Source organism: Amorphus orientalis (assembly GCF_030814015.1).
GTDB classification, from domain to species: Bacteria; Pseudomonadota; Alphaproteobacteria; order Rhizobiales; family Amorphaceae; genus Amorphus; species Amorphus orientalis.
The window spans coordinates 979321-997929 of record NZ_JAUSUL010000002.1; the positions used below are offsets into that span (position 1 = coordinate 979321).

Below are 18609 nucleotides of genomic sequence, written 5' to 3' on the forward strand. Positions count from 1 at the left end.
CGGGCGCCTCACGTTATTGCCGTCAATGGTGGAGCGGCCGGCTCAGTCGGCCGGGCGAAGCTCGCGCACCATCTCGTCGCTCGGCATGACCTCCTCGCCGGAAACGTAGCGGAAATCCACCATCCGCCCCTCGCCGTCGACGAGATCGAGGCTGCCCACATAGGCCCCCATTGTGGACTGGTGATCGATCTCGCGGAAGGTCACGTCCCCGAACGGCGTCTCGACGGTCAGCCCCTTGAACGCGTCGACCAGCGCCTCCGTATCGGTCGTGCCGGCCTTTTCGATACCGGCGGCGATCGCCTTGATGGTGGAGTAGCCGACCACGGATCCGAGATAGGGATTGTCGTCGAACATCTCCTGATAGGCGCTCAGGAACGCATCGTGTTCCGGCGTGTCGATGCCGTACCAGGGGTAGCCGGTCACCGCCCACCCGGTCGGCGTGTCGCCACCGAGCGGATTCAGATATTCCGGCTCGCCGGTGATCAGGCTGACGACCGCCATCTCGTCGAACAGGCCGCGCGTCTGGCCTTCCCGGACGAACTGGGCGAGATCGCCGGCGAACAGCGCATTGAAGATGCCGTCGGGCCGGCTGTCGGCCAGCGCCTGAACGACCGCGCCCGCATCGATCTTGCGCAGCGGCGGCGCCTGCTCGGTCACGATTTCCGCGTCCGGCACGCGCTCCTTCAGGAGCTGCTTGAACGTCTCGGCGGCGGACGTGCCGTATTCGTAGTTCGGATAGACCAGCGCCCAGCGCTTAGCGCCCGAAGCCTCGACAGCGTCCATCAGCATGGCGACCTGCATGTAGGTCGAGGGTCGGAGCCGGAACGTGTAGCGGTTGCCGTTCTCCCAGGTCAGCTTGTCGGAGAGCGGCTCTGAGGCCAGGAAGAAGACCTTCCGCTGCTTGGCGTACTCGGCGACCGCAAGCCCGACGTTCGACAGGAACGTTCCGGCCAGAAGATCGACCCCTTCGCGGGCGACGAGCTCCTCGGCGGTGCGAACCGCGTCGCCCGGATTGGCGCCGTCGTCGCGGGCGACGACCTCGAGCGGCCTTCCGAGCACGCCGCCGGCCGCGTTGACCTCTTCGACAGCCAGCTCCATCCCCTTGGAATACGGTTCAAGAAATGCCGGTATCGCCTTGTAGCTGTTCATCTCTCCGATCTTGATCGGATCCTGGGCCGCGCTCGGAACGATCGCTGCCAGAGCGAATGCCAGTCCGGTTGCCGCGCGAATTCCCCATCCTGCCATCATCGGCTTCTCCCTTTCCGCATCTGCCCGCGCGCCGGTCCGACCGGTCGCGCAATCGCGGATCTGAACGACGGCCGACGCCCGTGAAGGCGTCCGCCGACCCCATATGCTCAAAATGAGCATTACAGAGACAGATGCCGGGATGCAAGGGGAGAGATCGGCGAAGCCATCGGTGTGGAGGATTGGTCTGGGATGTTTCCCCAAAGGGCCCGGGAGCCGTAACCCGTCGCGTTTGGTACCCTGGCGGCTGGCCGTTCCGACGACGGCAGAGGGCCGCTTCAGCTCTTGATGGCGACGTCGGTGAGTTTGAGCCGGACCTTCGGCGGCCCGCGGAACGTGTCCAGCATCAGCCCGCCGGCCACCTGGAGGGGCGCGCCCCGCGACCGGACCAGTGTGTCGCCCAGATCGGTCCCGCGCGCGCGGAACGCCATGGCGTCGAGCCGCGCGCCGTCTTCGGCCTTGAACGAGGCGCGCAGGTGCGCGTCGCCCACCTCCGCAACCGTGTCGACGAGCAGGTCGCCGAATGCGAACACCGGTTCGGGATGTTTGGCCCCGAACGGCCCGGCCCGTTCAAGCAGGCCGATCAGGTCGGTGGTCGCTCCGCCGGGCGACAGGACGCCGTCGACGCTGAGTCCGTCCGAGCCGCGCGCGGCCTCGACGTCGCCGGCGAGCCGCGCGGTGATCCAGTCGGTCAGGTCTCCGAGCCGGTCCTGGGCCACGGTGAGGCCGGCCGCCATCGCGTGCCCGCCGCCCTTAATCAGCAACCCTTCGGCAAACGCCTCGCGCACGGCAAGTCCGAGGTCGACGCCGGCGACCGAGCGCCCGGAGCCGACACCCTTCCCCTCTTCATCGAAAGCAATCGCGAACACCGGCCGCCGGTAGCGTTCCTTGAGACGCGAGGCGACCAGCCCGACCACGCCGATATGCCAGGTCGGCGCGGCAACCACGATGACCGGCGGCAGCTCGCCCGCCGTCGCGAGCGGCAAAAGCATGGCTTCGGCTTCCTGGAGTGCCGCCGCCTCCACGGCCTGTCGCTCCCGGTTCAGCCGGTCGAGCTCGACGGCGATCCGCGCCGCCGATGCCGCATCGTCGCTGGTCAGGAGCCGTGCGCCGAGCCCCGCCTCGCCGATCCGTCCGCCGGCATTGATCCGCGGCCCCAGCAGAAATCCCAGATGATAGGCTTCCGGCGGGCCGGAGAGACGCGCACAGTCGGAAAGCGCCGTCAGGCCGGGATTGATCCGCTGCCGCATCAGCTGCAGGCCCTTGACGACGAAGGCCCGGTTGAGCCCGGCAAGCGGCACCACGTCGCAGACTGTTCCGAGCGCCACGAGATCCAGGAAGCCCAGCAGATCGGGTGCCCGGGCGGCGGCCGCACCTCGTCGCGCCCGAATGGCGCGATTGAGAGCGACCAGCACCACGAAGGTCACGCCGACGGCGGCAAGATGCCCGAGACCCGACAGGTCGTCCTGCCGGTTCGGGTTCACGATGGCGCGTGCCGGCGCCAGCGTCTCGCCGACCGGATGATGGTCGATCACGACCACGTCCATCCCGGCCGTGCGCGCGGCCTCGAACGGGTCGTGGGCCGCACTCCCGCAGTCGACGGCGACGAGCAAGTCGGCGGATTCGGAGAGATGGCGGACGGCCTCGACCGTCGGGCCGTAGCCCTCGCTGACCCGGTCGGGCACGTAGATAATCGGATCGAGGCCGAAAGCGCGCAACGCCCGGACCAGGATCGCCGCCGATGTCGCGCCGTCCACGTCGTAGTCGGCGAACACGGCGACGCGCTCCCCGCGCTCGATCGAATCGGCAAGCCGTTCGGCCGCCGCTTCGCAGTCGGTGACGGTGGATGGGTCGGGCAGCAGCGTTTTCAGGCTGGGCGCCAGAAACGATTCGGTGCCGTCGCAGTCCACGCCCCGGCCGGCCAGGACCCGGCCGACGATTTCCGGCAGGCCGTGCCGCTGGGCGATGGCACGCGCCTCGATCTCCTGGGCCGGACCAAGCCGCGCACGCCAAGAGCGGCCGGTCGCGGACGACCGAACGCCCAGCAGCACCGGCGCGTCATCTCCCGGAGGGGAGCGCCCGGACGAACCCGTTTCGTTCACCATCCAAGTGCGATGGCAAACGGAAGCGATTCGGTCAATCGAGCTTGAACTTCTCGAGGTTCGCGTGGGTCGCCTTGATCCAGCGGACGGTCCGCGTGGACGAGCGCATCACGACCGTGTGCGTCGTGACCGTCTCGCGCCCGAACCGGACGCCCTGGAGCAGGTTTCCGTCGGTGACGCCGGTCGCGGCGAAATAGACGTCGCCCGACGCCATCTCTTCCATCGAGTATTTCTTGTGGATGTCGGTGACACCCATCCGCTCGGCGCGTTCGCGCTGCTCGTCTTTGTTGATGACGAGCCGGCCCTGCATCTGTCCGCCGATGCAGCGCAGCGCCGCAGCGGCCAGCACGCCTTCCGGCGCGCCGCCGATCCCCATGTAGATGTCGATCCCGGTGTCTTCCGGGTTCGTCGTGTGGATCACGCCGGCAATGTCGCCGTCGCCGATCAGCCGGATCGCAGCACCGGTCGAGCGGACCTCCTCGATCAGCTTGGCGTGGCGCGGACGGTCCAGAATGCAGGCCGCGACCTCGTTGATCGCGCAGCCCTTGGCCTTGGCCACCGCCGCGATCTGCTCGGCCGGCGGCGTGTCGAGATCGATCAGATCGGGCGGGTAGCCCGGGCCGACGGCGATCTTCTCCATGTAGACGTCCGGCGCGTTCAGAAGGCTTCCGCCCTCCGCGACGGCCAGAACGGCGAGCGAGTTCGGCAGGTTCTTGGCGCAGATCGTGGTGCCCTCGAGCGGATCGAGGGCGATGTCGACCTTCGGGCCCTGCTTGGTACCGACCTTCTCGCCGATATAGAGCATCGGTGCTTCGTCGCGCTCGCCCTCGCCGATCACGACCTCGCCGTCGATGGGCAGGTGGTTCAGCTCGCGGCGCATCGCGTCGACGGCAGCCTGGTCGGCGGCCTTCTCGTCTCCCCGCCCCCGAAGCTTGGCGGCCGCCACGGCGGCGCGCTCGGTGACGCGGACGACCTCGAGCGTCAGGATCCGGTCCAGGACGGCCTCGTCGTGACGCAGACCCTTTCGCTCAGCACCCATTTTATACCTCCCGCTGCGCCGACGGCGTGGTGTCGTCCAGGCGCTCGATTCGAATGACTTGTGGTTCCGTTGCAATTACCGAGTCTGCGGCGATCGCTGCAAGCGCCTCGCGCACCGCTTCCTCGGTCGTGTCGTGGGTGACGAGGAATACAGGCTGCACTGTGGCGTCGCCGCCGCTCGCGCGACTGTTTTCCCCCGCCTTGCGGCGGCGCTGGACGATGGATTCCAGGGAGATCCCTTTTTCCGCCATCCGGGTCGCGATCGCCGCGAAGGCGCCCGGCCGATCGGCCACCGAAAGGCGGATATAGTACCCGCCCGCATGACGCCGCATCCGTGCCCGCGAGTACGGCTCCAGCCGGTGCGCGGCGCGCCCCATCGGCGGCACGGTGTCGCCGCGGGCGATGTCGGCCAGGTCGGCGATCACCGCCGACGCGGTGGCATCTCCGCCTGCACCCGGCCCCACCAGGATGATCTCGCCGAGCGCGTCCCCGTCGATGGCAACGGCGTTGAGCACCCCGTCGATCCGCGCGATCGCGGACGATTTCGGCACCATCGTCGGATGCACGCGGCACTCGATGCCGTCGCCGGCGCGGATCGCCACGCCGAGCAGCTTGATCCGGAAGCCGAGTTCGTCGGCCGCATCGAGATCGGCCGTCTCGATCGACCGGATGCCCTCCACATAGACCGCTTCGCCGTCGACCTCGGTGCCGAAGGCGAGACTGGTCAGGATGGCCAGCTTGTGGGCTGCGTCGAACCCGTCGATGTCGAAGGTCGGATCGGCTTCCGCGTAGCCGAGGCGCTGGGCCTCCGCGAGGCACTCCTCGAAGCCGAGGCCTTCCGCTTCCATCCGTGTCAGGATGTAATTGCAGGTGCCGTTCAGGATCCCGTAGACGCGGTCGACCCGGTTGGCGAGCAGCGCTTCGCGCATGGTCTTGACCACCGGAATGCCGCCGGCGACCGCCGCCTCGAAGGACAGCGACACGCTGTTCGCTTCCGCCAGACGGGCGAGTTCGGTTCCGTGCCTGGCGAGCAGCGCCTTGTTCGCGGTGACGACAGCGCGGCCCCCGGAGAGCGCCGCCCGCACGGCCGCATCCGCCGGATCGCCCTCGCCGCCCATCAGCTCCACGAACACGTCGATGTCCGCGTCACGGGCGAGCGCGACCGGATCGTCGTACCAGCGCACGGCGGACAGATCGACGCCACGGTCCTTCTGGCGATCGCGGGCGCTGACGGCGACGACCTCGATGGAGCGGCCGCATGCGGCGGCGAGCTCGTCGCTGCGCCGCGCCAGCAGACGCACGACGGACGCCCCTACCGTACCGAGGCCGGCAAGGCCGACTTTCAAGACTGGTTTCATAGAAGCCCGGAATCTGGCGAGTTGCGCGAAATCCTATCGGCGCGAACCGATCGGCACGACGTTGTGCAACGTTTGCTCCGCCGATTCAAGGAAGCGACGCACATTGCGCGCTGCCTGCCGGATCCTCTGCTCGTTCTCCACCAGAGCGATACGGACATACTCGTCGCCATGCTCGCCGAAGCCGACGCCCGGCGCGACCGCGACTTCCGCCTTCTCAAGCAGCAGCTTGGTGAAGCCAAGGCTGCCCAGCTCGCGGAACGGCTCGGGCACCCTGGCCCAGGCGAACATGGAGGCCTTCGGCGGGTCAATCGCCCAGCCGGCCCGGCCGAAGCTGTCGACCAGCGCGTCGCGGCGCTTGCGGTAGATCTGGCGGACCTCCTCGATCGGCTCGTCGCCACCGTTGAGGGCGGCCGACGCCGCCACCTGGATCGGCGTGAACGCCCCGTAGTCGAGATAGGATTTGACCCGCGCGAGCGCTGCGATCAGCCGCTCGTTGCCGACGGCGAAGCCCATGCGCCACCCCGGCATCGAATAGGTCTTGGACATCGAGGTGAATTCGACCGCGACGTCCATCGCGCCCGGCACCTGCAGAACGGAGGGCGGCGGCGGGCTGTCGAAATAGATCTCCGAATAGGCCAGATCCGACAGCACGAAGATCTCGTGCTTCTTCGCGAACGCGATCACGTCCTTATAGAAGTCGAGCGAGGCCGTGCACGCCGTCGGGTTGGACGGATAGCACAGCACCACGGCGATCGGCTTCGGGATCGAGTGGATCACGGCCCGCTCCAGCGCGTGGAAATATTCCGGGCCCGGCTCGGCCGGCACCGAGCGGATCGCGCCGCCGGCCATCAGGAACCCGAACGCGTGGATCGGATAGCTCGGGTTCGGCGTCAGCACCACATCGCCCGGCGCGGTGATCGCCTGGGCCATGTTGGCGAAGCCCTCCTTCGACCCGAGCGTCGCGACGATCTGGGTGTCGGGATCCAGACGCACGCCGAAGCGGCGATCGTAATAGGCGGCCTGGGCGCGGCGAAGACCGCCGATCCCGCGCGAGGCGGAATAGCGGTTGGTGCGCGGCTTGTTGACGGTCTCCACCAGCTTGTCGACGATGAACTGCGGCGTCGGAAGGTCCGGATTGCCCATGCCGAGATCGACGATGTCGGCGCCGTCGGCTCGTGCGGCTGCCTTGAGCCGGTTCACCTGCTCGAACACATAGGGCGGCAGCCGTCTGACCTTGTGGAAGTCGTCCATCTCGCGTTGACCTTGCACCGTGTCGCGTCTCCCGACGCTACCATGGGATGGTTAATGGTTCATGGGCCGGGCAACATACGCCCAGTCGCCCGCGCATGCACCGTATAATTGAAGTATTGCGCCGGCCTTGCGGCCGTTCGATGGCCGGTCCGGCCCGCGCCTTGTCTAAAAGGCGCCCTGAGCCTGTGCCGCGTCGCGACGTGCGGTCAGATCCGCTTGAACCTGGGCCTGTTCGGCGGCGGTCAGCGGCGTGCCCTCCACGGAGACCGGATCGACGAGCACGTTGGGGAACCCGTCGCGCCGCACCGGATTGCCGGTCCCGACCTTCGGCACCACGGCCGAGCCGTCGCCGATCAGCGGAGCCCCGGGGGTGCTGGAGCAGCCGGCGACCAGGGCCGCTGCCAGGACGGCCGATGCGGCACGGAGGGTCCTGGAGGGGCGACTGGTCGAGGATCGAATCGGCATCGTGTGGCTCCGGGCCCGGGAAAATACGCGCCCATCAATGGCCCGAATGCTCCCGCGGCGCAATTCCCCGCTCCCATATCCGCATGGACCCTGACGATCGGGCCGCATCGCGAAAAACTCTATGCTTGGCCGCTCGATTTCGGTTGCGAAGGTCGGCTAGGATGAGCGTCACGCACAGGCCACACCGCGATCCTATCTGTTGGCTGTGACCCCAGACGACGCCGGCGAAAGAGGCGGCCATGGACCAGAACCGACCAGACCCGATCCTCCAGTATATCGTCAACAATCCCGAGGCCTTTGCGGACAATCTCGCCAAGGTCATCGAACAGGGTGGGAAGGCGATCGCCGCCTATCTCGAACCGATCGAGAAGGGCGAGACGACGCCGAGTTACGGCGACGAGATCAACGACTGGGTGAAAACCCTTTCCCACGTCGGCCAGTACTGGCTCTCCGACCCGAACCGGGCAATGGAAGCCCAGACCCGGCTTTGGGCCGGCTACATGTCGATCTGGAGCTCGACGCTCCAGAAGATGGCCGGCGAGAAGGCCGACCCCGCGATCGAGCCGGATCCCAAGGACAAGCGCTTCAAGGATCCGGAATGGTCGGAGAACCAGTTCTTCGACTTCCTGAAGCAGGTCTACCTGGTGACGACCCGGTGGGCGGAGGACCTCGTCGAGGAAGCCGAGGACATCGACGAGCACACCCGCCACAAGGCGGAGTTCTACGTGCGGCAGCTCGCCAACGCGATGTCGCCGTCCAACTTCATCTTCACCAACCCGGAACTGCTGCGCGCGACCGCGACCTCGAACGGCGAAAATCTGGTGCGCGGCATGAAGATGCTCGCGGAGGACATCGAACGGGGGGGTGGAAAGCTCCGGATCCGGCAGACCGCGCTGAAGGGGTTCGAGGTCGGCGAGACCCTGGCCACGACGCCCGGCAAGGTGATTGCCCAGAACGAAGTCCGCCAGCTCATTCAATATTCGCCGACCACCGAGACGGTGAAGAAGAAGCCGGTCCTCGTTGTGCCGCCGTGGATCAACAAATTTTACATCCTCGACCTGACGCCGGAGAAATCCTTCATCAAGTGGATGGTGGACGAAGGCTACACGGTCTTCGTGGTCTCCTGGGTCAATCCGGACGCCAATCTCGCCGAGAAGACCTTCGAGGACTACATGCGCGAAGGCGTCATCGAGAGCTTCGACCTGGTGCAGAAGGCCACCGGCGAGGACAAGATCGACGTGATCGGCTACTGCGTGGGCGGGACGCTCACCGCGATGACCCTCGCCTACATGGCGGAGACCGGCGACCATCGGGCGGACACCGTCACCTTCCTGGCGACCCAGGTCGACTTCAAGCACGCAGGCGACCTGAAGGTCTTCGTCGATCCGGAACAGTTGCTCAGCCTGGAAGCGCACATGCGCGAGAAGGGCTACCTGGAGGGCGAGCGCATGGCCGCCGCTTTCAACCTGCTGCGCTCCAACGATCTGATCTGGCCCTACGTGGTCAACAACTACGTCAAGGGTCAGGAGCCCTTCCCGTTCGACCTGCTCTACTGGAACTCCGATTCCACGCGCATGCCGGCGGCGAACCATTCCTTCTATCTGCGCAACTTCTATCTCGAGAACCGCCTGACGGAAGGCACGCTCACCGTCGGCAACCACCGCATTTCGCTCGGGGACGTCACCATCCCCGTCTACAATCTCGCCACGCGGGAGGACCATATCGCGCCGGCCCGCTCCGTCTTCGAAGGTTCCAGATTCTTCGGAGGCGAGGTGCGCTACACCCTCGCCGGCTCCGGCCACATCGCCGGCGTGGTCAATCCGCCGTCCAAGAACAAGTATCAGTTCTGGTCCGATGCCCCGGTCGAGGGCGACTATGACGACTGGCTGACCCGCGCCACCGAACATGCCGGCTCCTGGTGGCCGGATTGGCGGGACTGGATGCAGGCCCACGCAAAGGGCGAAGAGGTGAAGGCGCGCAAGCCAGGCGGCGGCAAGCTGAAACCCATCGAGGATGCGCCCGGCAGTTACGTGAAAGTGAAGTCCTGAGGCTTCCCCCCTGCGCGCACCGGTCGTCACGGATCTCGGTCAGGGACATGTCCACAACGAGCACCGCGACGGTCGGCTCGACTCCAGCAGACAATCGACGGATCCATCGTCCATGCTCATGATTCGCGTCTCCAAGATCCTGCTCACGGCCGGGCTTGCCGGGTTCTGTTTCCTGGTCACGCTCGGCAACCTCGCGGACTACGGCACCAACTGGCAGTTCGTGCATCACGTCCTGTCGATGGACACGATTTTTCCGGATTCCGACCTGAAATGGCGCGCCGTCCGCAGCGAGGAAGCCCAACGGACCGCCTATGCCCTCATCATTATTGCAGAGGGCCTCACCTTCCTCGCCTTTCTCGCCGCGACCATCGCCATGGCGCGCCGGATCACCGCGTCCAAGGCCGCCTTCCAGCGCGCCAAGAGCGTGACCGCGATCGGCGTAACCCTCGGCTTCCTGCTCTGGTTCGTCGGGTTCATGACCGTCGGTGGCGAATGGTTCGCCATGTGGCAGTCGGAGATGTGGAACGGACAGGAAGCGGCCTTCCGCTTCTACATGACGATCCTGGCCGTCGGCATCTACGTGTTTCTCGACAACGACGGCGAACGCCCCCAGCATCTGTGAGCGCCGGGCACGAGATCGGCGCGAGCGCGACCACATTCCGCCGGCCTCTCACCGTGTTCTGTGAGCCCACGAGAGTCTCTTGGCGGTATGCCCGGCGCCGAGCGGTTCCGATCCGGTTTCTCGCCGACTGCCGTCCATGCCTGACGTGTCGGACAGGCGGTTACAGCCGATCGTCGCATTTGGCCTGTGACATCAGCCGGCTCAGCTCAGATCCGGACATCGCGTCTTCGGCGTAGGTGAAGGTGCCGTGGGCCATCACCTCTTCCGCCGCCCGCTTCAATCCGCCGAAGGCTGCCCGGGCAAACGAACCGCCGACGCTGATCCGGCGAACGCCGGCTTCGGACAGCTCGTCGACGCTGTAGGTCTTCCCCTGGAGGCCCATCACCACGTTCACCGGCTTGTCGACGGCGCGGCAGACCGCCCTGATCGCATCGATATCGGGAAGGCCCGGAGCGTAAAGGACATCGGCGCCGGCCTCCGAAAACGCCTGAAGCCGTCGGATGGTGTCGTCGAGATCGGGCTTCTCCCAGAGATAGTTCTCCGCCCTCGCCGTCAGCAGGAAGCCCGCCTCGCGCGCCGCCTCGGACGCCGCACGCACCCGGTCCACCGCCAGCGAGAGCTCGTAGATCGGAGCCGTCTCGTCTCCGGTCGCATCCTCGATCGATCCGCCCGCCAGACCGACATCGCACGCCTTCCGGATGGTCTCTGCGCACGCTTCCGGCGCGGCACCGAACCCGTCTTCCAGGTCGGCAGAGACCGGAAGGTCCGTCGCAGCGACGATCTCGGCGGCATTGGCCAGGACCTCGGCGCGGCTGAGGCCGGCGAACGAATCCCGCTTTCCCTTGGAGAACGCGTAGCCGGCACTGGTGGTCGCCAGCGCCTCGAACCCCATGGCGGTCAGAAGGCGGGCGGAGCCGGCATCCCATGGATTGGGCACGACGAAGGCCCGGTCCCGCTGATGAAGCGCTCTCAGACGGTCGACCTTCTCCGCACGGTCCGGCATAGAATCCCCTCCCCGTAATCTCCCCCACGTTACGGAACATAGAGTGAACATTCTTGACCCGAAGATCAAGTCGTCGCCGACATAAAAAAAGGGCGCCCGAAAGCGCCCTTCTGAGACCGTCAGAAGCGCGATCGCCTCACGGGAACAGCGCCACCTGCTCCAGCCCCATCGTCTCCGGCAGGCCGAGGACCAGGTTCATGTTCTGCACCGCCTGGCCGGACGCGCCCTTCACGAGGTTGTCCAGGGTGGAGATGACGATGGCCCGGCCCGGCCGCCGGTCGGCGACGACCCCGATCTGCACCATGTTGGAGCCCCGCACGTGCCGCGACTGCGGCACCTGTCCGAACGGCAGGACCGTGACGAACGGCTCGTCCGCGTAGCGGTCGGCGAGGATGCCGTGCATGCGCTCGGCGTCCGTGCCACCGGTTCCCCGCACATAGGTGGTCGCATAGATGCCGCGGTTCATCGGCGCCAGATGCGGCGTGAAGCTCGGCCGCACGGGCTTGCCGGCCGCCTCGGAGAATTCCTGGTCCAGCTCCGCCATGTGGCGGTGCTTGCCGACCCCGTAGGCATGGATGCCTTCCGAGACCTCCGAGAAGAGCATCCCCTCCTTGGCGGCGCGCCCTGCCCCGGTCATGCCGGTCTTGGCGTCGATCACGATCTCTTCGGGATCGATGGCGCCGGCCTGCAGAAGCGCGATCACGGGCAGTTCGGCCGTCGTCGTGTAGCAGCCGGGATTGGCGACCAGCCGTGCGGTGCGGATCTTCTCCCGGTGGATCTCGACGAGGCCGTACACGGCCTCGGCCTGTAGCTCCGGCGCCTTGTGCGGATGGCCGTACCATTCCGCGTAAGCGTCCAGATCCGCCAGGCGGAAATCGGCCGACAGGTCGACGATCTTCAGATTCGGCTTTTTGGCCAGCGTCTGGGAGATGACCTCCTGGGTCGTTCCGTGCGGCAGCGCGCAGAACACCCCGTCGATCTCGGCGAGGTCGATCGCGTCGATCTTCTTCAGTTCCGGCAGGTCGACGCCGGCAAACTGCGGGAAGACCTCCGCCATCGGCTTGCCGGCCTTGGAATCGGCCGACAGCGCGGCGATCTCCAGACCGGAATGCCGCAGAAGCAGGCGGACGAGTTCGGAGCCGGTGTAACCGGAGGCGCCGAGAACGGCGATCTTGTAGGACTTGGACATAAAGGCCTCCTCGAGGCGAATTCAGCGTCAGTCGAAGGATGAAGCGGACCCTGCACGGCACGGTCGCGCTGAAGCAGGATCCAGGGGCATGCGGCCCGTCCGGGGTTGCGGTCGGGGTGACCGGTCAACCGGCGGGCGTGCCCTTTCGTCGTCGTGCCGCATGAAGCCCCACATAGCTCATCGCGACGGTGGCGCCGGCGATCGCGGTGATGTCGGCATGATCGTAGGCGGGGGCAACCTCGACGACATCGCCGCCGACGAAGTCGAGATCTCCGAGCCCGCGCAGGATGATCATGGCCTCCCGGCTCGTCAGCCCGCCGGCGACCGGCGTTCCCGTCCCCGGTGCGAAGGCCGGATCAAGGCAGTCGATGTCGAACGTCATATACGCGGGCCCGGTGCCGACCCGCGTCCTGATCCGCTCGATCACGCCGTCCACCCCGAGCCGTTCGACGGCGTCGCCGTCGACGATCTCGATCCCGCATGTCTCCGGCGCATGGGTCCGGATCCCCACCTGGATCGAGCGGTCCGGATCGATCAGACCGGCGCGGACCGCGCGGCCCACGAAGCTGCCGTGATCGATCCGCCCTTCCAGGTCCGGCCACGTGTCCTGATGGGCGTCGAACTGGACCAGACCCAGCGGCCCGTGCCGCGCCGCGTGGGCTTCCAGGAGCGGCAGCGTCACGAAATGGTCCCCGCCGATGGAAAACAGATGGCAGCCCGCATCGAGAATCGCGCCGGCCTGGCGCGCGATCTCCCCCGGCACCCGGTCATGGAAGCCGTAGTCCAGCGCGCAGTCGCCATAGTCGATCACGGCCAGGGTCTCGAAGGGATCGGCCTCGAACGGATACTGCGGATCGCCGTCGAAGATCGCCGACGCCCGACGGACGGCCTGGGGACCGAACCGCGCGCCCGGCCGGTTCGACACGGCCGCATCGAACGGAATGCCCCACACCACGAGATCGACGCCGCGCAGATCGCGCGTCAGCCGGCGGCGCATGAACGACGTCACGCCGGCGTAGGTCGCTTCGTGGGAGCCGCCATAGACGGACGCGCCGGTGAAGGCATTATCCGTCGGCCGCGGCAGCGAGGGATCGCTCATCATGTCTTCGCCGGATGCGCCGAGAAAAAGGAACCGAGGCTCGTTTATCGGCTTTGGCGGTGCGCGACAACGCCGTTGCCGCGACACGTGTTGCCCGGCCGAACCTGTGCGCGCCTGAAATCTCGGAACTGACAAAGAGGTTGGGACTCGCGTAGGCTCCACCCCTCGGGGCGACAAGACGGCGGAGCGGAACCCGCCGGAAAGCAACAGGGGGCTCCAGAGTATGCATCACATGAAGCGAGAGATCGGGCTGATCGGTCTCACCTTCGTCGCCATCAGCGGCATGATCGGGTCGGGCTGGCTGTTCGCCCCGCTCGCCGCCAGTCAGTACGCCGGCCCCGCCTCGCTGATCTCCTGGGGCATCGGCGCCGTTGCCATGCTGCTTCTGGCGATCACCTTCGCCGAGATTTCCGCCATGCTCCCGGTGCCGGGCGGCATCGCCCGCGTCCCCCAGTTCAGCCATGGCAACGTCGTCGCCATGGCCATGGGCTGGTCGGCCTGGGTGGGTTACAACACCACCGCGCCGATCGAGGTGGAAGCCATGCTTCACTACCTCGCCCCGCACACCCCATGGCTCTATGTCGGCAGCGGCACTTCGGAGCTCTCCGCGTGGGGCATTGCCATCTGCACCGCCCTGCTCCTGGTGTTCACGCTGATCAACGCCGTCGGCGTGAAATTCTTCGCCTACGTCAACTCGACGCTCACCTGGGCCAAGATCGGCATCCCGATCCTGCTGGCCGTCATCATCCTGTTCTCCATCTTCAACGGCGACAACTTCACCAGCGAGGCCTCTGGCGGCTTCGCGCCCTATGGTCTCCAGGGCATCCTGGCGGCGGTCTCCAGCGGCGGCATCATCTTCGCCTTCATCGGCTTCCGCCACGCCATCGACATGGCCGGCGAGACCAAGAACCCGAAGTTCACAATTCCCGCCGCGCTGATGCTCGCCGTGGGCATCGCCTTCGTCCTCTACGGCCTGTTGCAGATCGCCTTCATCGGCGCGATCACGCCTGAGCAGATGGCGAACGGCTGGAAGAACCTCTCGCTCGGCCACCAGCTCGGCCCGATGGCGGCGATCGCCAGCGCGATCGGCATCCTGTGGCTGGTCAGCCTGCTCAACGTGGGCGCCGTCACCTCGACCTTCGCCGCCGGTCTGGTCTCGTCCGGCTCCAACGGCCGTCTGGCCCTTGCCCTCGCTCAGAACGGCCTGTTTTCCAGGCTCTTCCTGGAGATCTCCAACCGCGGCGTGCCGCTCTACGCCCTGTTCCTGAACTTCGTCGTGTCGTCCCTGTTCTTCGTGCTGATGCCGTTCCAGGAAGTGGTGGCCCTCAACGGCGCTGCGATCGTGCTTTCTTTCGTGGTCGGCCCGATTTCCGTCGTCGCCCTGCGCTCGCTGCTTCCCGACCGCCCTCGCTCGTTCAAGGTCCCGCTTGTGCGCGTCACCGCCGGGATCGCGTTCATCATCGCGACCCTCGTCGTCTACTGGAGCGGCTGGGACACGATCTGGCGGCTCGGCATCGCGCTCGCGATCGGCTTTGCCTGGTTCGTGTTGAGCCGGTTCTGGTTCGGCCGCGACCACGGTCCGGCCCAGCTCGATCTCGCGGAAGCCGTCTGGCTGATCCCCTACCTCATCGGAATCGGCGTGATCTCCGCCCTCGGCCATTTCGGCGACGGTCTCGGCATCATCCCGTTCGGGTGGGATCAGCTCCTCGTAGCGATCCTTGCGATCGGCACGTTCCTTCTGGCGCAGCGCTCGAAGCTGACCAAGGAGAAGTTCGACCGCTACATGGAAGAGGAGCGCATCTTCGAGCGCGCCGAGTACGGCCACGAAGCCTGACGGCCGGCGTGCGGCAAGGCCCTCTTGGGCCGCCCCCGCCCGCTCCGTCCGGTTTGTCGCGCACAAAAAAAGGGCCCGCCGAAAGCGGGCCCTTTCTGATTCCTGGTTCCGTCGGCGAACGGTCCGGAGACCGTCCCGCCTGCGCCTGAAATCAGCGCTTGGAGAACTGGAAGCTCCGACGCGCCTTCCGGCGGCCGTACTTCTTGCGCTCGACCACGCGGGAGTCGCGGGTGAGGAAGCCGCCGCGCTTGAGCACGCTGCGCAGCTCCGGCTCGTAGTGGGTCAGCGCCTTGGCGATGCCGTGACGGACCGCACCGGCCTGGCCGGACAGACCGCCGCCGGAAACCGTGGCGACGATGTCGAACTGGCCGTCGCGGTCGGCGGCGACGATCGGCTGACGGATCACCATCTGAAGGACCGGGCGGGCGAAATAGCCCGTGTAGTCCTTCTTGTTGATCTGGATCTTGCCGGTGCCGGGACGGACCCACACGCGGGCGACGGCGTCCTTGCGCTTGCCGGTGGCGTAGGCGCGGCCCTGGGCGTCCAGTTTCTGGACGTGAACCGGCTGGCTCTCGACGGCGGCGTCACCGCTGCCCAGCGCCGATCCCAGCTCTTCGAGGGACTGCAGCTGATCGGACATTAGTCTTCCCTCTTGTTCTTGCGGCTCAGCGCCGCGATATCCAGCGGCTCGGGCTTCTGGGCCTCATGCGGATGCTCGGGGCCGGCATAGACGTGCAGGTTCTTGAACTGCTGACGGCCGAGCGGACCGCGCGGGATCATCCGGCGGACGGCCGCCTCGATGACGCGCTCCGGGAACCGGCCCTCGATCAGGGCGCGCGCGGTGCGCTCCTTGATGCCGCCCGGATAGCCGGTGTGCCAGTAGTACTTCTTGTTCTCGTACTTCCGGCCGGTCAGCCGCACCTTGTCGGCATTGACCACGATCACGTTGTCGCCGCAGTCCACGTGGGGCGTGTAGATCGCCTTGTGCTTGCCGCGGAGACGGTTGGCGACGATCGCCGCGAGCCGACCGACCACCAGGTCCTCGGCATCGATGACGATCCACTTCTTTTCAACTTCGGCCGGTTTGACCGATGGGGTTTTCATGGCTTCACCCTTGATTGGGTCCCGCCCTTGCGGGCCGTCCTCATTTCGGCCGAAACCTCTACCCGAACGGGAAGAGCGGACGGCCTTCAATCTGGCGCGAACACCGAAACGATCCGGTCGGCTGGCGTGTCCGCCAACCGTCGTCGAGACGGCCAATGTCGCGAATGGACGTGGAAATAAGCGGACGGCGCGCGCCAGTCAAGCCGCTTCAGACGAAATTTTCGCCGAAAAAACAGGATCTTGCCCGTATGGTATTATGATACCTTCACATCGTTTGCCGTCGGCGGCACCGAGTAGGTCATGACCACATGGGCGGCGATATCGGACGTGTCCGCGCCTCTCACCTCGCAGGTGATGACCGCAAGCCGTTTGCCGGGCTTGATGATTTCGCATTCGGCCACCACGGCCGCACCGGCCGGGATCGACCTCATGAAGTTGATGGAGAGGTTGGTGGTGACCGCCTGGATGGCTCCGGGATAGATCGATAGCAGCGCGGCATAGGCGGTCGCGTCGGCGAGCATCATCATGGTCGGACCCGACACGATGTTTCCCGGCCGGAGGTGGTCGTCGGTCGGCACGAGCCGGCACACCGCCCTGCCCGCTTCGGCAACCTCGACGCTGCAGCCCCGATCCGGCCCGAACACCGGCGGGAATTCCTTCGCCAGGAACTTCGCGATCTCGCCAACCGACTCCATGGAACGCCCACCTCCCTTTCGTCTTTTCCCGTTGTCAGAGATGTGCCGGAAGGCGACGCCGGGGTCCAGCGGGTTGACCCGTGCGTGACTTGCCAGTCCCGACCTTTCCGGGCACCGTTCGCTCCGATCGGCGCGACAGATCCGGAACGGCGGCCCCAGGTCCCCACGTCCGGACACACCGGCAAACGGGAGAAACCGCCATGGCCATGACAGACACTGCCCCGCCCCTGGATGCCAGCGATCTCGTCCGCGAGGAGACCGTCGGCCGGGTCCGCCGTCTGGTCCTGATCGACGAGAAGCGCCGCAACCTTCTGACCAGCGAGATGATGGCGGCCCTCGACGAAGCGCTCGAGCGAGCCGCTTCCGATAGCGACATCCGGTGCGTGGTCATCGCAGCGGAAGGGCCGGCCTTCTGCGTCGGCCACGATCTGAAGGCGATGACGGCCCACTACGAGGACCCGGACGGCGGCCGGGCGTTCTTCCAGGGGCTGTTCGACCAGTGCTCGGCCTTGATGTACGGCATCGCGCGCAATCCCCGACCGATCATCGCGGAAGTCCACTCCGTTGCCGCCGCCGCGGGCTGCCAGCTCGTCGCCGCCTGTGACATTGCCGTTGCGGCCGAAAGCGCCCGGTTCGGCACCACCGGCGTGACGTTCGGACTGTTCTGCTCGACGCCGATGGTGCCGTTGTCGCGCGCGGTCGACCGGAAGGACGCTTTGGAAATGCTGATGACCGGCGATCTGATTTCCGCCGGCCACGCCGACAAGATCGGCCTGGTCAACCACGTGGTCCCCGACGACAAGCTGACCGAGGAGACCATGGCACTCGCGGAGCGCATCGCCACCAAGTCGCCGCTGGTGCTGCAGATGGGCAAGGAAGCCTATTACGCCCAGATCGAGAAGGGCCTGCAGGATGCCTACGCCCACTGCTCGACTGTCATGGTCGACAATCTGATGACCCGGGACGGCAAGGAGGGACTGTCCGCCTTCGTCGGCAAGCGCGAACCCCACTGGGAGGGGCGCTGACCCGTGGATCACGATCGCTACAGCGACGACTATGTGCGCGACATCCTGCATTCGGTCTCGACGGTCGCCGTCGTCGGGGCGAGCGCGAACGCGGTGCGCCCCTCCTATTTCGTCGTGAAATATCTTCTGGCGAAGGGCTACCGGGTCTTCCCCATCAACCCGGGCCAGGCCGGCGGCACCATCCTCGACCAGCCCGTCTTCCGGTCGCTTTCGGATATCCCAGAGCCGATCGACATGGTCGACATCTTTCGCCGGTCCGACGCGGTCCCGACGATCGTCGCCGAGGCGATCGCCCTTCAGCCGCGTCCGAAGGTGATCTGGATGCAGCTCGGCATCCGCAACGACGACGCGGCCGCTGAAGCCGAGGAAGCCGGCATGCAGGTGGTCATGGACCGCTGCCCGAAGATCGAATACGCGCGGCTGTCCGGCGAGATCTCGTGGTCCGGCGTGAATTCCCGCCAGATCTCCGCGCGCCGCCCGCTGCGGCAGCAGGGCGTCCAGCATCTGGGGCTCCACAAATCGAAGCCGTAA

At 66.6% G+C, this 18609-nt stretch carries 17 protein-coding genes; 5 read left to right on the plus strand and 12 right to left on the minus strand.

From position 1 onward, the window contains the following. Positions 1 to 42 precede the first annotated feature (42 nt). The 6 genes from J2S73_RS12320 to J2S73_RS12345 form a co-directional block, all read right to left on the minus strand. Positions 43 to 1245: an ABC transporter substrate-binding protein gene (locus tag J2S73_RS12320; RefSeq protein WP_370874439.1), complete on the minus strand. Its 1203-nt coding sequence runs from the start codon at positions 1243 to 1245 to the stop codon at positions 43 to 45. Between the two features lie 278 nt (positions 1246 to 1523). Beyond that, on the minus strand, positions 1524 to 3350 hold the full coding sequence (recJ, locus tag J2S73_RS12325; RefSeq protein ID WP_306885839.1) for a single-stranded-DNA-specific exonuclease RecJ: 1827 nt from the start codon (positions 3348 to 3350) through the stop codon (positions 1524 to 1526). 31 nt (positions 3351 to 3381) lie between these two features. Beyond that, a complete protein-coding gene (glpX, locus tag J2S73_RS12330; protein WP_306885840.1) occupies positions 3382 to 4386 on the minus strand; it encodes a class II fructose-bisphosphatase in 1005 nt (334 codons plus the stop codon). A gap of 1 nt (position 4387) precedes the next feature. Then, positions 4388 to 5743 carry a homoserine dehydrogenase gene (locus J2S73_RS12335; RefSeq protein WP_306885841.1) on the minus strand — a complete coding sequence of 452 codons (1356 nt, stop codon included), beginning with the start codon at positions 5741 to 5743 and terminating at the stop codon, positions 4388 to 4390. A 33-nt stretch (positions 5744 to 5776) separates the two neighbouring features. Further along, the gene (locus J2S73_RS12340; RefSeq protein ID WP_306886314.1) at positions 5777 to 6994 is read right to left on the minus strand and encodes an LL-diaminopimelate aminotransferase; all 1218 of its coding nucleotides are present in this window, start codon (positions 6992 to 6994) and stop codon (positions 5777 to 5779) included. 165 nt (positions 6995 to 7159) lie between these two features. Further along, positions 7160 to 7459: a hypothetical protein gene (locus tag J2S73_RS12345; RefSeq protein ID WP_306885842.1), complete on the minus strand. Its 300-nt coding sequence runs from the start codon at positions 7457 to 7459 to the stop codon at positions 7160 to 7162. Between the two features lie 239 nt (positions 7460 to 7698). Between J2S73_RS12345 and phaC the strand changes: the two genes are divergently transcribed. Both phaC and J2S73_RS12355 read left to right on the plus strand, forming a co-directional pair. Beyond that, a complete protein-coding gene (phaC, locus tag J2S73_RS12350; protein WP_306885843.1) occupies positions 7699 to 9507 on the plus strand; it encodes a class I poly(R)-hydroxyalkanoic acid synthase in 1809 nt (602 codons plus the stop codon). A 112-nt stretch (positions 9508 to 9619) separates the two neighbouring features. Next, positions 9620 to 10129, plus strand: coding sequence for a DUF2165 family protein (locus J2S73_RS12355; RefSeq protein ID WP_306885844.1), 510 nt, complete (start codon positions 9620 to 9622; stop codon positions 10127 to 10129). A 160-nt stretch (positions 10130 to 10289) separates the two neighbouring features. Here J2S73_RS12355 and J2S73_RS12360 read toward each other — a convergent pair whose 3' ends face one another. From J2S73_RS12360 to speB, 3 genes are all read right to left on the minus strand, one after another. Beyond that, positions 10290 to 11132: an isocitrate lyase/PEP mutase family protein gene (locus tag J2S73_RS12360; protein WP_306885845.1), complete on the minus strand. Its 843-nt coding sequence runs from the start codon at positions 11130 to 11132 to the stop codon at positions 10290 to 10292. 136 nt (positions 11133 to 11268) lie between these two features. Continuing rightward, positions 11269 to 12321, minus strand: coding sequence for an N-acetyl-gamma-glutamyl-phosphate reductase (gene argC / locus J2S73_RS12365; RefSeq protein WP_306885846.1), 1053 nt, complete (start codon positions 12319 to 12321; stop codon positions 11269 to 11271). 124 nt (positions 12322 to 12445) lie between these two features. Next, positions 12446 to 13420, minus strand: a complete 975-nt coding sequence (speB, locus tag J2S73_RS12370) for an agmatinase (RefSeq protein WP_306885847.1) — start codon at positions 13418 to 13420, stop codon at positions 12446 to 12448. A gap of 232 nt (positions 13421 to 13652) precedes the next feature. On the opposite strand from speB, the gene J2S73_RS12375 reads away from it, so the two are divergent. Next, positions 13653 to 15254, plus strand: coding sequence for an APC family permease (locus J2S73_RS12375; RefSeq protein ID WP_306885848.1), 1602 nt, complete (start codon positions 13653 to 13655; stop codon positions 15252 to 15254). A gap of 151 nt (positions 15255 to 15405) precedes the next feature. Here the strand turns inward: J2S73_RS12375 and rpsI are convergent, their stop codons facing one another. The 3 genes from rpsI to J2S73_RS12390 all read right to left on the minus strand — a co-directional run bounded on the left by rpsI (position 15406) and on the right by J2S73_RS12390 (position 17053). Further along, the gene (gene rpsI, locus J2S73_RS12380) at positions 15406 to 15894 is read right to left on the minus strand and encodes a 30S ribosomal protein S9 (RefSeq protein ID WP_306885849.1); all 489 of its coding nucleotides are present in this window, start codon (positions 15892 to 15894) and stop codon (positions 15406 to 15408) included. Further along, complete coding sequence (rplM, locus tag J2S73_RS12385; RefSeq protein WP_306885850.1) at positions 15894 to 16358, minus strand: 50S ribosomal protein L13; 465 nt, start codon at positions 16356 to 16358, stop codon at positions 15894 to 15896. Before rplM ends, rpsI begins: the two co-directional genes overlap by 1 nt. Positions 16359 to 16612: 254 nt before the next feature. Next, positions 16613 to 17053, minus strand: coding sequence for a PaaI family thioesterase (locus J2S73_RS12390; RefSeq protein WP_306885851.1), 441 nt, complete (start codon positions 17051 to 17053; stop codon positions 16613 to 16615). A gap of 200 nt (positions 17054 to 17253) precedes the next feature. On the opposite strand from J2S73_RS12390, the gene J2S73_RS12395 reads away from it, so the two are divergent. Together J2S73_RS12395 and J2S73_RS12400 are read left to right on the plus strand one after the other, a co-directional pair. Continuing rightward, the gene (locus tag J2S73_RS12395; protein ID WP_306885852.1) at positions 17254 to 18078 is read left to right on the plus strand and encodes an enoyl-CoA hydratase; all 825 of its coding nucleotides are present in this window, start codon (positions 17254 to 17256) and stop codon (positions 18076 to 18078) included. A gap of 3 nt (positions 18079 to 18081) precedes the next feature. Next, positions 18082 to 18609, plus strand: a complete 528-nt coding sequence (locus J2S73_RS12400; RefSeq protein ID WP_306885853.1) for a CoA-binding protein — start codon at positions 18082 to 18084, stop codon at positions 18607 to 18609.